At 70.6% G+C, this 12,085-nt stretch carries 17 protein-coding genes; 12 read left to right on the forward strand and 5 right to left on the reverse strand.

The window, feature by feature from the left end; genetic code table 11:
• The first annotated feature begins 8 nt into the window (after nucleotides 1–8).
• The 12 genes from ACZ6I3_RS16830 to ACZ6I3_RS16885 all read left to right on the forward strand — a co-directional run bounded on the left by ACZ6I3_RS16830 (nucleotide 9) and on the right by ACZ6I3_RS16885 (nucleotide 10,167).
• Nucleotides 9–581 (forward strand): GNAT family N-acetyltransferase, encoded by a 573-nt coding sequence (locus ACZ6I3_RS16830; protein WP_469415312.1) that lies wholly within the window; start codon nucleotides 9–11, stop codon nucleotides 579–581.
• Nucleotides 582–707: 126 nt separating this feature from the next.
• Complete coding sequence (locus tag ACZ6I3_RS16835) at nucleotides 708–791, forward strand: putative leader peptide (RefSeq protein WP_310591794.1); 84 nt, start codon at nucleotides 708–710, stop codon at nucleotides 789–791.
• Nucleotides 792–919: 128 nt separating this feature from the next.
• A complete protein-coding gene (locus tag ACZ6I3_RS16840; RefSeq protein WP_469415314.1) occupies nucleotides 920–2,617 on the forward strand; it encodes a nitrite/sulfite reductase in 1,698 nt (565 codons plus the stop codon).
• 28 nt (nucleotides 2,618–2,645) lie between these two features.
• Nucleotides 2,646–2,825, forward strand: a complete 180-nt coding sequence (locus ACZ6I3_RS16845; RefSeq protein ID WP_468191790.1) for a hypothetical protein — start codon at nucleotides 2,646–2,648, stop codon at nucleotides 2,823–2,825.
• The gene (locus ACZ6I3_RS16850) at nucleotides 2,822–3,532 is read left to right on the forward strand and encodes a phosphoadenylyl-sulfate reductase (protein WP_469415315.1); all 711 of its coding nucleotides are present in this window, start codon (nucleotides 2,822–2,824) and stop codon (nucleotides 3,530–3,532) included. The genes ACZ6I3_RS16845 and ACZ6I3_RS16850 overlap by 4 nt, the downstream gene beginning before the upstream one ends.
• Nucleotides 3,533–3,555: 23 nt before the next feature.
• Nucleotides 3,556–4,092 (forward strand): adenylyl-sulfate kinase, encoded by a 537-nt coding sequence (gene cysC / locus ACZ6I3_RS16855; RefSeq protein ID WP_469415398.1) that lies wholly within the window; start codon nucleotides 3,556–3,558, stop codon nucleotides 4,090–4,092.
• The gene (cysD, locus tag ACZ6I3_RS16860; RefSeq protein WP_469415316.1) at nucleotides 4,089–5,024 is read left to right on the forward strand and encodes a sulfate adenylyltransferase subunit CysD; all 936 of its coding nucleotides are present in this window, start codon (nucleotides 4,089–4,091) and stop codon (nucleotides 5,022–5,024) included. The genes cysC and cysD overlap by 4 nt, the downstream gene beginning before the upstream one ends.
• Nucleotides 5,025–5,026: 2 nt before the next feature.
• Nucleotides 5,027–6,361 carry a sulfate adenylyltransferase subunit 1 gene (locus ACZ6I3_RS16865; RefSeq protein WP_469415317.1) on the forward strand — a complete coding sequence of 445 codons (1,335 nt, stop codon included), beginning with the start codon at nucleotides 5,027–5,029 and terminating at the stop codon, nucleotides 6,359–6,361.
• Between the two features lie 222 nt (nucleotides 6,362–6,583).
• Nucleotides 6,584–7,687 (forward strand): ABC transporter substrate-binding protein, encoded by a 1,104-nt coding sequence (locus ACZ6I3_RS16870; protein ID WP_469415318.1) that lies wholly within the window; start codon nucleotides 6,584–6,586, stop codon nucleotides 7,685–7,687.
• Between the two features lie 49 nt (nucleotides 7,688–7,736).
• The gene (locus ACZ6I3_RS16875) at nucleotides 7,737–8,525 is read left to right on the forward strand and encodes an ABC transporter ATP-binding protein (protein WP_382496253.1); all 789 of its coding nucleotides are present in this window, start codon (nucleotides 7,737–7,739) and stop codon (nucleotides 8,523–8,525) included.
• Nucleotides 8,512–9,408: an ABC transporter permease gene (locus ACZ6I3_RS16880; RefSeq protein ID WP_469415320.1), complete on the forward strand. Its 897-nt coding sequence runs from the start codon at nucleotides 8,512–8,514 to the stop codon at nucleotides 9,406–9,408. The genes ACZ6I3_RS16875 and ACZ6I3_RS16880 overlap by 14 nt, the downstream gene beginning before the upstream one ends.
• 6 nt (nucleotides 9,409–9,414) lie before the next feature.
• Entirely contained in the window at nucleotides 9,415–10,167 is a 753-nt protein-coding gene (locus ACZ6I3_RS16885; RefSeq protein ID WP_469415322.1) for a sirohydrochlorin chelatase, read from the forward strand.
• A gap of 2 nt (nucleotides 10,168–10,169) precedes the next feature.
• Here the strand turns inward: ACZ6I3_RS16885 and ACZ6I3_RS16890 are convergent, their stop codons facing one another.
• The 5 genes from ACZ6I3_RS16890 to ACZ6I3_RS16910 are packed head-to-tail and all read right to left on the reverse strand — an operon-like array spanning nucleotide 10,170 to nucleotide 12,079.
• Complete coding sequence (locus ACZ6I3_RS16890) at nucleotides 10,170–10,457, reverse strand: gas vesicle protein K (RefSeq protein ID WP_469415323.1); 288 nt, start codon at nucleotides 10,455–10,457, stop codon at nucleotides 10,170–10,172.
• Complete coding sequence (locus ACZ6I3_RS16895; RefSeq protein WP_469415325.1) at nucleotides 10,433–10,648, reverse strand: gas vesicle protein; 216 nt, start codon at nucleotides 10,646–10,648, stop codon at nucleotides 10,433–10,435. Before ACZ6I3_RS16895 ends, ACZ6I3_RS16890 begins: the two co-directional genes overlap by 25 nt.
• Complete coding sequence (locus ACZ6I3_RS16900) at nucleotides 10,645–11,472, reverse strand: GvpL/GvpF family gas vesicle protein (protein ID WP_469415327.1); 828 nt, start codon at nucleotides 11,470–11,472, stop codon at nucleotides 10,645–10,647. Before ACZ6I3_RS16900 ends, ACZ6I3_RS16895 begins: the two co-directional genes overlap by 4 nt.
• Nucleotides 11,469–11,831 carry a gas vesicle protein gene (locus ACZ6I3_RS16905; protein ID WP_399021561.1) on the reverse strand — a complete coding sequence of 121 codons (363 nt, stop codon included), beginning with the start codon at nucleotides 11,829–11,831 and terminating at the stop codon, nucleotides 11,469–11,471. Before ACZ6I3_RS16905 ends, ACZ6I3_RS16900 begins: the two co-directional genes overlap by 4 nt.
• The gene (locus ACZ6I3_RS16910; protein WP_193476680.1) at nucleotides 11,828–12,079 is read right to left on the reverse strand and encodes a gas vesicle protein GvpG; all 252 of its coding nucleotides are present in this window, start codon (nucleotides 12,077–12,079) and stop codon (nucleotides 11,828–11,830) included. The genes ACZ6I3_RS16905 and ACZ6I3_RS16910 overlap by 4 nt, the downstream gene beginning before the upstream one ends.
• Between the last annotated feature and the right edge of the window lie 6 nt (nucleotides 12,080–12,085).

Raw genomic sequence — 12,085 nt, forward strand, 5'->3', positions numbered from 1 at the left:
TGACCCTCATGCCGACCATCGCCGTGACCACCTGGTCCCTGGAGCAGACCGCCCCGACCGACCTGCTGCCGGCCGTCGCGCCGGAGGGGGACGTCCGGGTCGTCCGCTCCGAGGTGCCCTCGCCCGAGTTCAGCCGGTTCCTGTACGCGTCGGTGGGCGGCGACATCCGCTGGACCGACCGGCTGAGCTGGTCGTACGCCCGCTGGCAGGAGCATCTGGAGCGGCCCGGCGTGGAGACGTGGGTGGCCTGGGACCGGGGCACGCCCGCCGGGTACGTGGAGCTGGAGGCGCAGGACGACGCGGTCGTGGAGATCGTCTACTTCGGACTGCTGCCCGGCTTCCGGGGCCGGCGCGTCGGCGGGCATCTGCTGTCGTACGGCACGGCCCGGGCCTGGGACCTCGCGGACCGCTGGGCGGGACTGACGCCGACGAAGCGGGTCTGGCTGCACACCTGCAGCAAGGACGGCGAGCACGCGATGGACAACTACCTGCGCCGCGGGTTCCAGCTGTTCGACACCAAGGTCGAGGAGGAGGCGGACGTCGCCGCTCCGGGACCGTGGCCTGGGGCGTTCCCTGTCTGACCTGGTCGGACACCCCGGGGCGACCCGATGTGACCAAGGACACGCATGTCTTGGATTTCGAGACACGAGTGTCCGCATCATGGACGAAGCTGGACTGTGTCCAGATCGCCGTGACACGCTTCCGTCATGTCTGGAACTGGAATTGCCTTGGTGAGTCGGCGGCACGTCGACCTCGGCCGCATGTCCAGCGCCATCTGTCCGGCGCGCTGAGAGCACTCACGCAGCCCGGCATCCCCCCTTTCTCGTCTCCTTTCCTGCGCAATGACGCGCCCGTACCACCGTGCGCCCGCGCGCAGGTCAGAGCCGCTTTCCCGCCTGTCCCGAAGGACGTATCAACCATGGCCGCCACCCCGCAGAAGCCTGCCGCCGCGACTCCCCGCCGCAAGGTGAGCCGTCACCGCGGTGAGGGTCAGTGGGCCGCGGGACACCACACCCCGCTCAACGGCAACGAGCAGTTCAAGAAGGACGACGACGGTCTCAATGTGCGGACACGCATTGAGACGATCTACTCCAAGCGGGGCTTCGACTCGATCGACCCGAACGATCTGCGCGGCCGGATGCGCTGGTGGGGTCTCTACACCCAGCGCCGCCCCGGGATCGACGGCGGCAAGACCGCGATCCTGGAGCCGGAGGAGCTGGACGACGAGTACTTCATGCTGCGCGTCCGCATCGACGGCGGCCGGCTCACCACCCGGCAGCTGCGGGTGATCGGCGAGATCTCGCAGGAGTTCGCGCGCGGGACCGCCGACATCACGGACCGGCAGAACGTGCAGTACCACTGGATCCGGATCGAGGACGTGCCCGAGATCTGGGACCGGCTGGAGGCGGTCGGCCTGTCCACGACCGAGGCCTGCGGTGACACGCCGCGTGTGGTCATCGGCTCGCCGGTCGCCGGTATCGCGCAGGACGAGATCATCGACGGCAGCTCCGCCATCGACGAGATCAACCACCGGTTCATCGGCAGCAAGGAATTCTCCAACCTGCCCCGCAAGTTCAAGACGGCGATCTCCGGCTCGCCGCTGCTCGACGTGGCCCACGAGATCAACGACGTGGCGTTCGTCGGCGTCGACCACCCCGAGCACGGCCCCGGCTTCGACCTGTGGGTCGGCGGCGGCCTGTCCACCAACCCGAAGATCGGTGTCCGGCTCGGCGCCTGGGTGCCGCTGGACGAGGTCCCGGACGTGTGGGCCGGCGTCATCGGCATCTTCCGCGACTACGGCTACCGGCGGCTGCGCACCCGCGCCCGGCTGAAGTTCCTGGTCGCCGACTGGGGCCCGGAGAAGTTCCGCCAGGTGCTGCAGGACGAGTACCTCAAGCGTGAGCTCGTCGACGGACCGGCGCCCGCCGAGCCCGTGGAGCGCTGGCGCGACCACATCGGCGTGCACCGGCAGCAGGACGGCCGCTTCTACGTCGGCTTCGCCCCGCGCGTGGGACGCGTCGACGGCGCGACCATCACGAAGATCGCCGACCTCGCCGAGGCCCACGGCTCGGGCCGGGTGCGCACCACCGTCGAGCAGAAGATGATCGTCCTCGATGTCGAGGAGGACCAGGTCGAGTCGCTGGTCGAGGGCCTTCAGGCGCTCGACCTGACCGCCCGGCCGTCCTCGTTCCGGCGCGGCACCATGGCCTGCACCGGCATCGAGTTCTGCAAGCTCGCCATCGTCGAGACCAAGCAGCGCGGCTCGCAGCTGATCGACGAGCTGGAGCGCCGTCTGCCGGACTTCGACGAGCCGCTCACCATCAACCTCAACGGCTGCCCGAACGCCTGCGCCCGCATCCAGGTGGCGGACATCGGTCTCAAGGGCCAGCTGGTCGTCAACAGCGAGGGCGAGCAGGTCGAGGGCTACCAGGTGCACCTGGGCGGCGCGCTGGGCCTGGAGGCGGGCTTCGGCCGCAAGGTGCGCGGTCTGAAGGTCACCTCCGACGAGCTGCCCGACTACATCGAGCGCGTCCTGAAGCGGTTCGAGGCGGAGCGCGAGGACGGCGAGCGGTTCGCCGCCTGGGCGGCCCGGGCCGACGAGGAGGCCCTTTCGTGAGCGCAGCGAACGAAACGAAGGACGCAGTATGAGCGAGCGCGCCGCCCCGTTCTACTGCCCCTACTGCGGTGACGAGGACCTGCGGCCCAGCGAGGAGGGGCACGGGGCGTGGGAATGCGCGGCGTGCAGCCGGGCCTTTCAGCTGAAGTTCCTCGGGCTGCTGTCCCAGGGACTGAAGCGATCCGACTCCGGAGGGGCAGAGATATGACGACCACTCAGGAAGAGCGCACCACCGAGGAACTGAAGGCGCTCGCCGAGCAGGCGGGCCGCGACCTGGAGGACGCCTCCGCGCTGGAGATCCTCCAGTGGGCGGCCGAGACGTTCGGCAAGCGCTTCTGCGTGACCTCCTCCATGGAGGACGCGGTGGTGGCCCACCTCGCCTCCCGGGCGATGCCCGGCGTGGACGTCGTCTTCCTCGACACCGGCTACCACTTCGAGGAGACCATCGGCACCCGCGACGCGGTCGACGCCGTGATGGACGTCAACGTCATCACGCTCACGCCGCGCCTGACGGTCGCCGAGCAGGACGCCGAGTACGGCCCGAAGCTGCACGACCGCAACCCCGACCTGTGCTGCGCGATGCGCAAGGTGCAGCCGCTGGAGGAGGGCCTGAAGGACTACCGGGCCTGGGCGACCGGTCTGCGCCGCGACGAGTCCCCGACCCGGGCGAACACCCCGGTGGTCGGCTGGGACGAGAAGCGGCAGAAGGTCAAGATCTCCCCGATCGCCCGCTGGACCCAGGACGACGTGGACGCCTACGTCACCGAGCACGGCGTCCTGACGAACCCGCTGCTGATGGACGGCTACCCCTCCGTCGGCTGCGCCCCCTGCACCCGCCGGGTGCTGGAGGGCGAGGACGCCCGCGCCGGCCGCTGGGCGGGCCGCAGCAAGACCGAGTGCGGGCTGCACGGATGACGACGACGATTCAGGAGACCGACGTGACGACCGGAGCCACCGTCTGGCTCACGGGTCTGCCGAGTGCCGGCAAGACCACCATCGCCCACGAGCTGGCCGGCCGGCTGCGCGCCGAGGGCCGCCGCGTCGAGGTGCTCGACGGCGACGAGATCCGCGAGTTCCTCTCGGCGGGCCTCGGCTTCAGCCGCGAGGACCGGCACACCAACGTGCAGCGGATCGGCTTCGTCGCCGAACTGCTCGCCCGCAACGGCGTGCTCGCCCTCGTCCCGGTCATCGCGCCCTACCAGGACAGCCGCGAGTCGGTGCGCAAGCGGCACCAGGCGAACGGGACGGCGTACGCGGAGATCCACGTGGCCACGCCGGTCGAGGTGTGCAGCGAGCGCGATGTGAAGGGCCTGTACGCCAAGCAGGCGGCGGGCGAGCTCACGGGCCTCACCGGCGTCGACGACCCGTACGAGGCACCCGAGTCGCCCGATCTGCGCATCGAGTCGCAGAACCAGACCGTGCAGGAGTCCGCGGCGTCCGTGCACGCCCTGCTCACCGAAAGGGGACTGGCATGACGTCCGCCGCCACCGTTTCCGAGGAGACCGACAGCCCCTACGCGCTGTCCCACCTCGACGCCCTCGAGTCCGAGGCCGTGCACATCTTCCGCGAGGTGGCGGGCGAGTTCGAGCGGCCGGTGATCCTCTTCTCCGGCGGCAAGGACTCCATCGTCATGCTGCACCTGGCGCTGAAGGCCTTCCGGCCGTCGTCGGTGCCCTTCTCGCTGCTGCACGTCGACACCGGGCACAACTTCCCCGAGGTCCTCGACTACCGGGACCGTACGGTCGAGCAGCACGGGCTGCGGCTGCACGTCGCCTCCGTGCAGGACTACATCGACCGCGGCGTGCTCAAGGAGCGCCCGGACGGCACCCGCAACCCGCTGCAGACCCTGCCGCTGACCGAGAAGATCCAGGCGGAGAGGTTCGACGCCGTCTTCGGCGGCGGACGCCGCGACGAGGAGAAGGCCCGGGCCAAGGAGCGGGTGTTCTCCCTGCGGGACGAGTTCTCCCAGTGGGACCCGCGCCGGCAGCGCCCGGAGCTGTGGAACCTGTACAACGGCCGGCACGCCCCCGGCGAGCACGTGCGCGTGTTCCCGCTGTCCAACTGGACCGAGCTGGACGTGTGGCAGTACATCGCCCGCGAGGGCATCGAGCTGCCGCAGATCTACTACGCCCACGAGCGCGAGGTCTTTGCCCGCAGCGGCATGTGGCTGACCGCCGGCGAATGGGGCGGCCCCAAGGACGGCGAGACCGTGGAGAAGCGGCTGGTGCGCTACCGGACCGTGGGTGACATGTCCTGCACCGGCGCCGTCGACTCCGAGGCCGACACCATCGAGAAGGTGATCGTCGAGATCGCCGCCTCCCGGCTCACCGAGCGGGGCGCCACCCGCGCCGACGACAAGATGTCGGAAGCCGCGATGGAAGACCGCAAGCGCGAGGGGTACTTCTAAAGATGAGCACCATCACGACCGAGGAACTCGCGGAGACCACCCTGTTGCGGTTCGCCACCGCCGGTTCCGTCGACGACGGCAAGTCCACCCTGGTGGGCCGGCTGCTGCACGACTCCAAGTCGGTCCTCACCGACCAGCTGGAAGCCGTGGAGCGTGCTTCGGCGAGCCGGGGCCAGGAGGCGCCGGACCTCGCGCTGCTGACGGACGGCCTGCGGGCCGAGCGGGAGCAGGGCATCACCATCGACGTGGCCTACCGCTACTTCGCCACGCCCCTGCGGCGCTTCATCCTCGCCGACACCCCCGGCCATGTGCAGTACACCCGGAACATGGTCACCGGCGCCTCCACCGCCGAGCTGACGGTCATCCTGGTCGACGCGCGCAACGGCGTCGTCGAGCAGACCCGCCGGCACGCCGCCCTCGCCGCCCTGCTGCGCGTCCCGCACGTGGTCCTCGCGGTCAACAAGATGGACCTCGTCGCGTACGAGGAGAAGGTGTTCGCCGCCATCGCCGAGGAGTTCACGGCGTACGCGACCGAGCTGGGCGTCCCCGAGGTCACCGCGATCCCGATCTCGGCGCTCGTCGGCGACAACGTGGTGGAAGCCTCCGCGAACATGGACTGGTACGGCGGCCCGACGGTGCTGGAGCACCTGGAGACGGTGCCGGTCAGCCACGACCTGAGCCACTGCCACGCCCGGCTGCCCGTGCAGTACGTGATCCGGCCGCAGAACTCCGACCACCCCGACTACCGGGGCTACGCCGGTCAGATCGCGGCCGGTTCGTTCCACGTCGGCGAGCAGGTCACCGTGCTGCCCTCGGGCCGCACCTCGAAGGTCGCCGGCATCGACCTGCTGGGCGAGCCGGTCGACGTCGCGTGGACCACGCAGTCGGTGACCCTCCTGCTGGAGGACGACATCGACATCTCGCGCGGCGACCTGATCGTGCCCACCAAGGACGCGCCCGCGACCACGCAGGACATCGAGGCGACCGTCTGCCATGTCGCGGACGCCGCGCTGACCGTCGGCCACCGGGTGCTGCTCAAGCACGGCACCCGCACGGTCAAGGCGATCGTCAAGGACATCCCGTCCCGGCTCACGCTCGACGACCTGTCCCTGCACCCGCACCCGGGACAGCTCGTCGCCAACGACATCGGCCGGGTGAAGATCCGTACCGCCGAGCCGCTGCCGGTCGACTCCTACTCGGACTCGCGGCGCACCGGCTCGTTCATCCTCATCGACCCGAACGACGGCCAGACCCTCACCGCCGGCATGGTCGGCGAGTCCTTCGCCGCACCCGAGCCGGTGAAGGACGAGGCCGAGGACGACGGGTGGGACTTCTGACATGAACTCCCCCGACTTCTACTCCACGTTCGCGAAGGAGGGCGGCCGCGTCGGCAGCGGTGCTCTCGGCAGCGGGCAGGGCGGGGTCGCGCGATGTGTGCGTTGACGTACGCGCACTGCCCGCGCGCCCTCACCCCCCACCGCCGTAGACGAAAACCTGCCGACCTCCCGGCCACGACCTGAGAGACCGTGACCGCCGGGCCTCCGAGAGGAACACCTCCCGTGCCTGCATCATCCGCTCTGCGCCGATCCCTCGCGGTCATAGCCGCACTCCCGCTGCTCACCCTGGCCGCCTGCGGCTACGGCTCCCAGGCCAAGGACGACGGGGGCGCCAAGGTCGCCGCCGGAGCGAAGAAGATCGACGGTCTCGACAGCGTCAAGATCGGCTACTTCGGCAACCTGACGCACGGGACCGCTCTGGTCGGGATGCAGAAGGGCTTCTTCCAGAAGGCCCTCGGCGCCACCGAGGCCGACCCCGCGATCTTCAACGCCGGCCCGTCCGAGATCGAGGCGCTCAACTCCGGCTCCATCGACATCGGCTGGATCGGCCCCTCCCCGGCGATCAACGGCTACACCAAGTCCGCCGGAAAGAACCTGCGCATCATCGGCGGTTCGGCGTCCGGCGGAGTGAAGCTGGTGGTCAACCCGGACAAGATCAAGTCGCTGAAGGACGTCAAGGGCAAGCGGATCGCGACCCCCCAGCTCGGCAATACCCAGGACGTGGCGTTCCTCAACTGGGCCGCCGAGCAGGGCTGGAAGGTCGACCCGCAGAGCGGCAAGGGCGACGTCACCGTCGTCCGCAGCGACAACAAGGTTACCCCGGACGCCTACAAGTCCGGGTCCGTCGACGGCGCCTGGGTGCCGGAGCCGACCGCGTCGAAGCTGGTCGCCGAGGGCGGCAAGGTACTGCTCGACGAGGCGTCGCTGTGGCCCGACAAGAAGTTCGTGATCACGAACATCATCGTGCGGCAGGAGTTCCTCGAGGAGCACCCGAAGGTCGTCGAGGCCGTGCTCAAGGGCTCGGTCGAGACCAACAAGTGGATCAACGCCAACCCGGACGCGGCGAAGGCTGCGGCGAACAAGCAGCTGGAGGCCGACTCCGGCAAGGCGCTGCCGGCCGAGGTGCTGGACCCGGCGTGGAAGTCCATCCAGTTCACCGACGACCCGCTGGCCTCCACCCTCAACACCGAGGCCGAGCACGCCGTGAAGGCGGGGCTGCTGCAGAAGCCGAACCTGAACGGCATCTACGACCTCGCGCCGCTGAACAAGGTCCTCGAGGCCGAGGGCGCGCCCACGGTCGACGACGCCGGTCTCGGCGCGAAGTAAGCCCGCATCCCGAAGCCGCATTGTGAAGACTTCCCAGGAGGTGACGACCATGGCCACCACCCTCGCCAAGGCCGCCGACGGCACCGAGTCGGCCACGCACGCCGCCCGGATCGAACACGTTTCGAAGTCGTTCGCGGGCCCCGCCGGGCAGCAGCTCGTCCTGGACGACATCACCCTCGATGTCGCGCCCGGCGAGTTCGTCACCCTCCTGGGGGCCTCGGGCTGCGGCAAGTCCACGCTGCTCAACCTGGTGGCGGGCCTGGACCGGCCCACCGTCGGCGAGATCACCACGGACGGCCGCCCGGCGCTGATGTTCCAGGAGCACGCGCTGTTCCCGTGGCTGACCGCGGGCAAGAACATCGAACTCGCCCTGAAGCTGCGGGGCATCGCGAAGGCCGAGCGCCGCGAGCGGGCCGAGGAACTGCTCGAACTCGTCCGGCTGAAGGGCGCGTACGGCAAGCGGGTGCACGAGCTGTCGGGCGGTATGCGCCAGCGTGTCGCGCTGGCGCGCGCGCTCGCGCAGGAGAGCAAGCTGCTGCTGATGGACGAGCCGTTCGCGGCGCTGGACGCCATCACGCGGGACGTGCTGCACGACGAGCTGACCCGCATCTGGCGCGAGACGCAGCTGTCCGTCCTGTTCGTCACGCACAACGTGCGCGAGGCGGTCCGGCTCGCGCAGCGCGTGGTGCTGCTGTCCTCCCGTCCGGGCAAGATCGCCCGTGAGTGGACGGTGGACATCCCGCACCCGCGCCGTATCGAGGACACCCAGGTGGCGGAGCTGTCCGTCGAGATCACCGAAGAACTGCGTGGGGAGATCCGCCGTCATGGCCAGCACTGATTCGACGACCGTCGCCAAGGACGGCAGCGATCTCGCCGGTCTGGAGGCGGGCCTCGACGCGCTGGAGTCGAGGCAGGCGTACCGCACTCCGTTCCGGCAGACCTTCGTCGAGAAGATCCTGCCGCCCGTCCTCGCCGTAGCGCTGGTGCTGGCGGTCTGGCAGGCCCTCGTCTCGTTCAAGGTCGTCGCCGACCCGACCAAGCTGCCCGCGCCGTCCGCCGTGTGGGACGTCGTCCACACGGCGTGGCTCGAGGGCGAGCTGCTCGGCTACATCTGGACCAGCGTCTCGCGCGGTCTGCTCGGCTTCTGCTTCGCCCTGGTGATCGGCACACCGCTGGGTCTGCTGGTGGCCCGGGTGAAGTTCGTCCGCGCGGCCCTCGGCCCGATCCTGTCGGGCCTGCAGTCCCTGCCGTCGGTCGCCTGGGTTCCGCCCGCGGTGATCTGGCTGGGCCTGAACAACTCGATGATGTACGCGGTGATCCTGCTCGGCGCGGTCCCGTCGATCGCCAACGGCCTCGTCTCCGGTGTCGACCAGGTGCCCCCGCTGTTCCTGCGCGCGGGCCGCACGCTCGGCGCCACGGGTCTGAAGGGCACCTGGCACATCGTCCTGCCCGCCGCGCTGCCCGGCTATGTGGCCGGTCTGAAGCAGGGCTGGGCGTTCTCCTGGCGCTCCCTGATGGCCGCGGAGATCATCGCGTCCTTCCCCGACCTCGGCGTGGGCCTCGGCCAGTTGCTGGAGAACGGCCGCAACGCCAGCGACATGGCCATGGTGTTCGAGGCCATCCTGCTCATCCTGATCGTCGGTATCGCCATCGACCTGCTCATCTTCAGCCCGCTGGAGCGGTGGGTGCTGCGCAACCGCGGCCTGCTGGTGAAGAGCTGAAATCCCATGATCAACAAGCCTGTTCTCCTCGTCATCGCCCACGGCAGCCGCGACCCGCGGCACGCCGCGACCGTGCACGCCCTGGTACGGCGGGTCCGCGCCCTGCGCCCCGACCTGCGCGTGGAGACAGGCTTCCTGGACTTCAACGTCCCCTCGGTGCAGGGGGTCCTGGAGTCCCTGGCGGTCCAGGGCGTCCGTGACGTCGTGGCCCTCCCCCTCCTGCTGACCCGGGCGTTCCACGCCAAGGCGGACATCCCGGCGGTCCTCGCGGACGCTCCCCCGCAGCTCCGCGTCCACCAGGCGGAGGTCCTGGGCCCGTCCCCGCTGCTGTCGGCAGCGCTGGAACGGCGCCTGTACGAGGCGGGCCTCACTCCCGCCGACAAGTCCTCGACCGGGGTCGTCCTGGCCTCGGCGGGGTCCACCGACCCGGAGGCGATCGCAGTGATCGCAGAAATCGCGCGGGAGTGGCGGCACACCGGCTGGTGCGCCGTGCGGCCTGCGTTCGCCTCCGCTGGTTCTCCCGCGGGGTTCCCCCGCACCGAGGACGCGGTCCGGGAGCTTCGGGAACTGGGCTGTGCCCGGGTCGCCGTCGCCCCGTACGTCCTGGCCCCCGGCTTCCTCCCCGACCGCATCGCCCGGGGCGCGGCGGAGGCGGACGTCCTGGCCGATGTGCTGGGACCGGCTCCGGAGGTCGCCCGGGTGGTGCTGGAGCGGTACGAGGCGGCACGAATGCCGATGCTGAGGGCCGTGAGCGCCTGACGTCAGTCCGTCCGGGGCAGCAGCGTCCCGAGCGGCCCCAGGTCAAGGTTGAGGTCCTCCGGGCGCAGGTCGTAGCGCGCGCAGAGTTCCCGCATGCGCTCGTCGAGGAGCATGAGGGTCAGGCCGACGCGTTCCTCCTGTTCCTCGGTCAGGTCTCCGACGTCGACGCGGTGCAGGGCCTGGCGTTCCATGAGCTGGCGGAGGAGTTCGACGACCGTCAGGACCAGTTTGACCAGGTCGCGCTCGACCGTGTCCGGGTCGGCGGTCAGACGGCGGGTGGCCGGGGGCATGGAGCCTCACTGATATGGGAGAGTGCCGACGCGGCCACGGGGGCGATGACCGCGCGCAGGTCGATGCGGACCAGGTCGACGTCCGCGATGGACAGGACGAGGTCGCCGGTGACGACGACACCGCCCTGGAGGAGCCGGTCGAGGAGGTCGATGAGGGCGACCGGGCGGTCGGCGTAGGGGGTGACGGTCACGCGGCGGGCTCCGACTGGGGTTCCGGCTGGAGGGCGAAGGAGTAGGGCGCCCAGGGGCCGGTCACCTCCACGCGGAGGCCGTGGACGCCTTCGGCGGCCGCGAGTACGCCGGTGCGGAAGGCGTCGACGCGGTCGGCGCGGACGAGGTAGGCGTCGTTGCCGACGTTGGTGCCCGGGCCGGGGCCCGCGAGGCTGCCGCGTTGCGGAGTGTGTGCCACACGGTCGACGGCGAGGGCGCGGGCCGTCTCGGTGAGGTGCGCGGCGGCGTGGGCGACCGTGCGCCAGGCCTCCTCGTTGCGGCGTTGTCTGCGGCGGCGGATGGACAGGTAGGCGCGGCCCGCTCCGAGGCCGGTGGGCTGTTCCCGTGCGGCGTCGGTGTCCGCGTCGGGCGGGGTGATGTCGGGCGTGGCGTAGGTCTTGACGCCGAGTTCCACATGGCCGGTGAGGCGCTCCAGCAGGGACAGGAAGTAGTCGCGGCGGGTGTCCAGGGCCTGCCGGGCGCTGTCCTCGTCGTGGTAGACGGTGGCCAGGCGCAGGGGCAGTACGGCGGCGCCGCAGCCGACCAGGGCGGCCACCACGGCGTGGTGGGAGCGGACCGTGGACTCCAGCCAGTCCAGGTCGTCGAGGTGGGCCGCCAGGGGCGCCTCGGCGTAGTCGGCGGCCGGGACGTGGCCGACGGCGAAGGCGAGCCGGTGCGTGCCGGCCGCCGGAGCGACCAGGTGGACCGGCTCTCCGGCGACCCCGCGCAGCTGCGTCACCGCGGCGGTGGCCTCGGGGGTGGGGCGCAGGACGGCGTACGTGTACACGAGGTTCGGGTCGGTCATGGCTCCGGGCTCCTCTCGGCCGCTTTGAGTGCGGCGATCTCGGCACGCAGTCGTTCGTTCTCGTCGGCGAGGGACCGCTCGGGGCGGGCGGCCCGGGAGGAGAGGGAGGGGTCGTGTTCCCACCAGTCGATGCCCATCTCCTTCGCCTTGTCGACGGAGGCGACGAGCAGGCGCAGCTTGATGGTGAGCAGTTCGATGTCGAGCAGGTTGATCCGGATGTCGCCGGCGATGACCACGCCCTTGTCGAGGACCCGTTCGAGGATGTCGGCGAGGTTGGCGGTCTGGCCGCCGGGCCCCTGGTCGTAGGGGGAGGGAAAGCGGGACGGTCCGGCGAGTCCGCCTGCTGCCGGGTGGGTCATGGTCGGGGGCCTCGTCTCCGGGCGTTGATCTCGTCGAGCCGGTCCAGCAGTTCGTCCTCGCGGCGGTCGTACTCGGCCTCGTCGATCCGTCCCTCCAGCAGGGCGCGCTCCAGGTCGACGAGGGCCTGCCGGACGGGGGCGGGGTCGTAGTACTGCGCCTCGGCGGCGGCCTGGAGCTGCTCGGCGGCCCAGAGGGTGGTGCGCAGGGGCGCGAGCGGGAGGGTGAGGATGCCGGTGAGCAGGCCCATGGGTGC

The organism is Streptomyces sp. NPDC041940 (assembly GCF_055589465.1).

Excerpts from the sequence above, each read along its gene's own strand:
- ACZ6I3_RS16830 (WP_469415312.1), top strand. The coding sequence starts at position 9 with ATGCCGACCATCGCCGTGACCACCTGGTCCCTGGAGCAGACCGCCCCG.
- ACZ6I3_RS16835 (WP_310591794.1), top strand. The coding sequence starts at position 708 with ATGTCTGGAACTGGAATTGCCTTGGTGAGTCGGCGGCACGTCGACCTC.
- ACZ6I3_RS16840 (WP_469415314.1), top strand. The coding sequence starts at position 920 with ATGGCCGCCACCCCGCAGAAGCCTGCCGCCGCGACTCCCCGCCGCAAG.
- ACZ6I3_RS16845 (WP_468191790.1), top strand. The coding sequence starts at position 2,646 with ATGAGCGAGCGCGCCGCCCCGTTCTACTGCCCCTACTGCGGTGACGAG.
- ACZ6I3_RS16850 (WP_469415315.1), top strand. The coding sequence starts at position 2,822 with ATGACGACCACTCAGGAAGAGCGCACCACCGAGGAACTGAAGGCGCTC.
- cysD (WP_469415316.1), top strand. The coding sequence starts at position 4,089 with ATGACGTCCGCCGCCACCGTTTCCGAGGAGACCGACAGCCCCTACGCG.
- ACZ6I3_RS16865 (WP_469415317.1), top strand. The coding sequence starts at position 5,027 with ATGAGCACCATCACGACCGAGGAACTCGCGGAGACCACCCTGTTGCGG.
- ACZ6I3_RS16875 (WP_382496253.1), top strand. The coding sequence starts at position 7,737 with ATGGCCACCACCCTCGCCAAGGCCGCCGACGGCACCGAGTCGGCCACG.
- ACZ6I3_RS16880 (WP_469415320.1), top strand. The coding sequence starts at position 8,512 with ATGGCCAGCACTGATTCGACGACCGTCGCCAAGGACGGCAGCGATCTC.
- ACZ6I3_RS16885 (WP_469415322.1), top strand. The coding sequence starts at position 9,415 with ATGATCAACAAGCCTGTTCTCCTCGTCATCGCCCACGGCAGCCGCGAC.
- ACZ6I3_RS16890 (WP_469415323.1), bottom strand. The coding sequence starts at position 10,457 with ATGCCCCCGGCCACCCGCCGTCTGACCGCCGACCCGGACACGGTCGAG.
- ACZ6I3_RS16900 (WP_469415327.1), bottom strand. The coding sequence starts at position 11,472 with ATGACCGACCCGAACCTCGTGTACACGTACGCCGTCCTGCGCCCCACC.
- ACZ6I3_RS16905 (WP_399021561.1), bottom strand. The coding sequence starts at position 11,831 with ATGACCCACCCGGCAGCAGGCGGACTCGCCGGACCGTCCCGCTTTCCC.
- ACZ6I3_RS16910 (WP_193476680.1), bottom strand. The coding sequence starts at position 12,079 with ATGGGCCTGCTCACCGGCATCCTCACCCTCCCGCTCGCGCCCCTGCGC.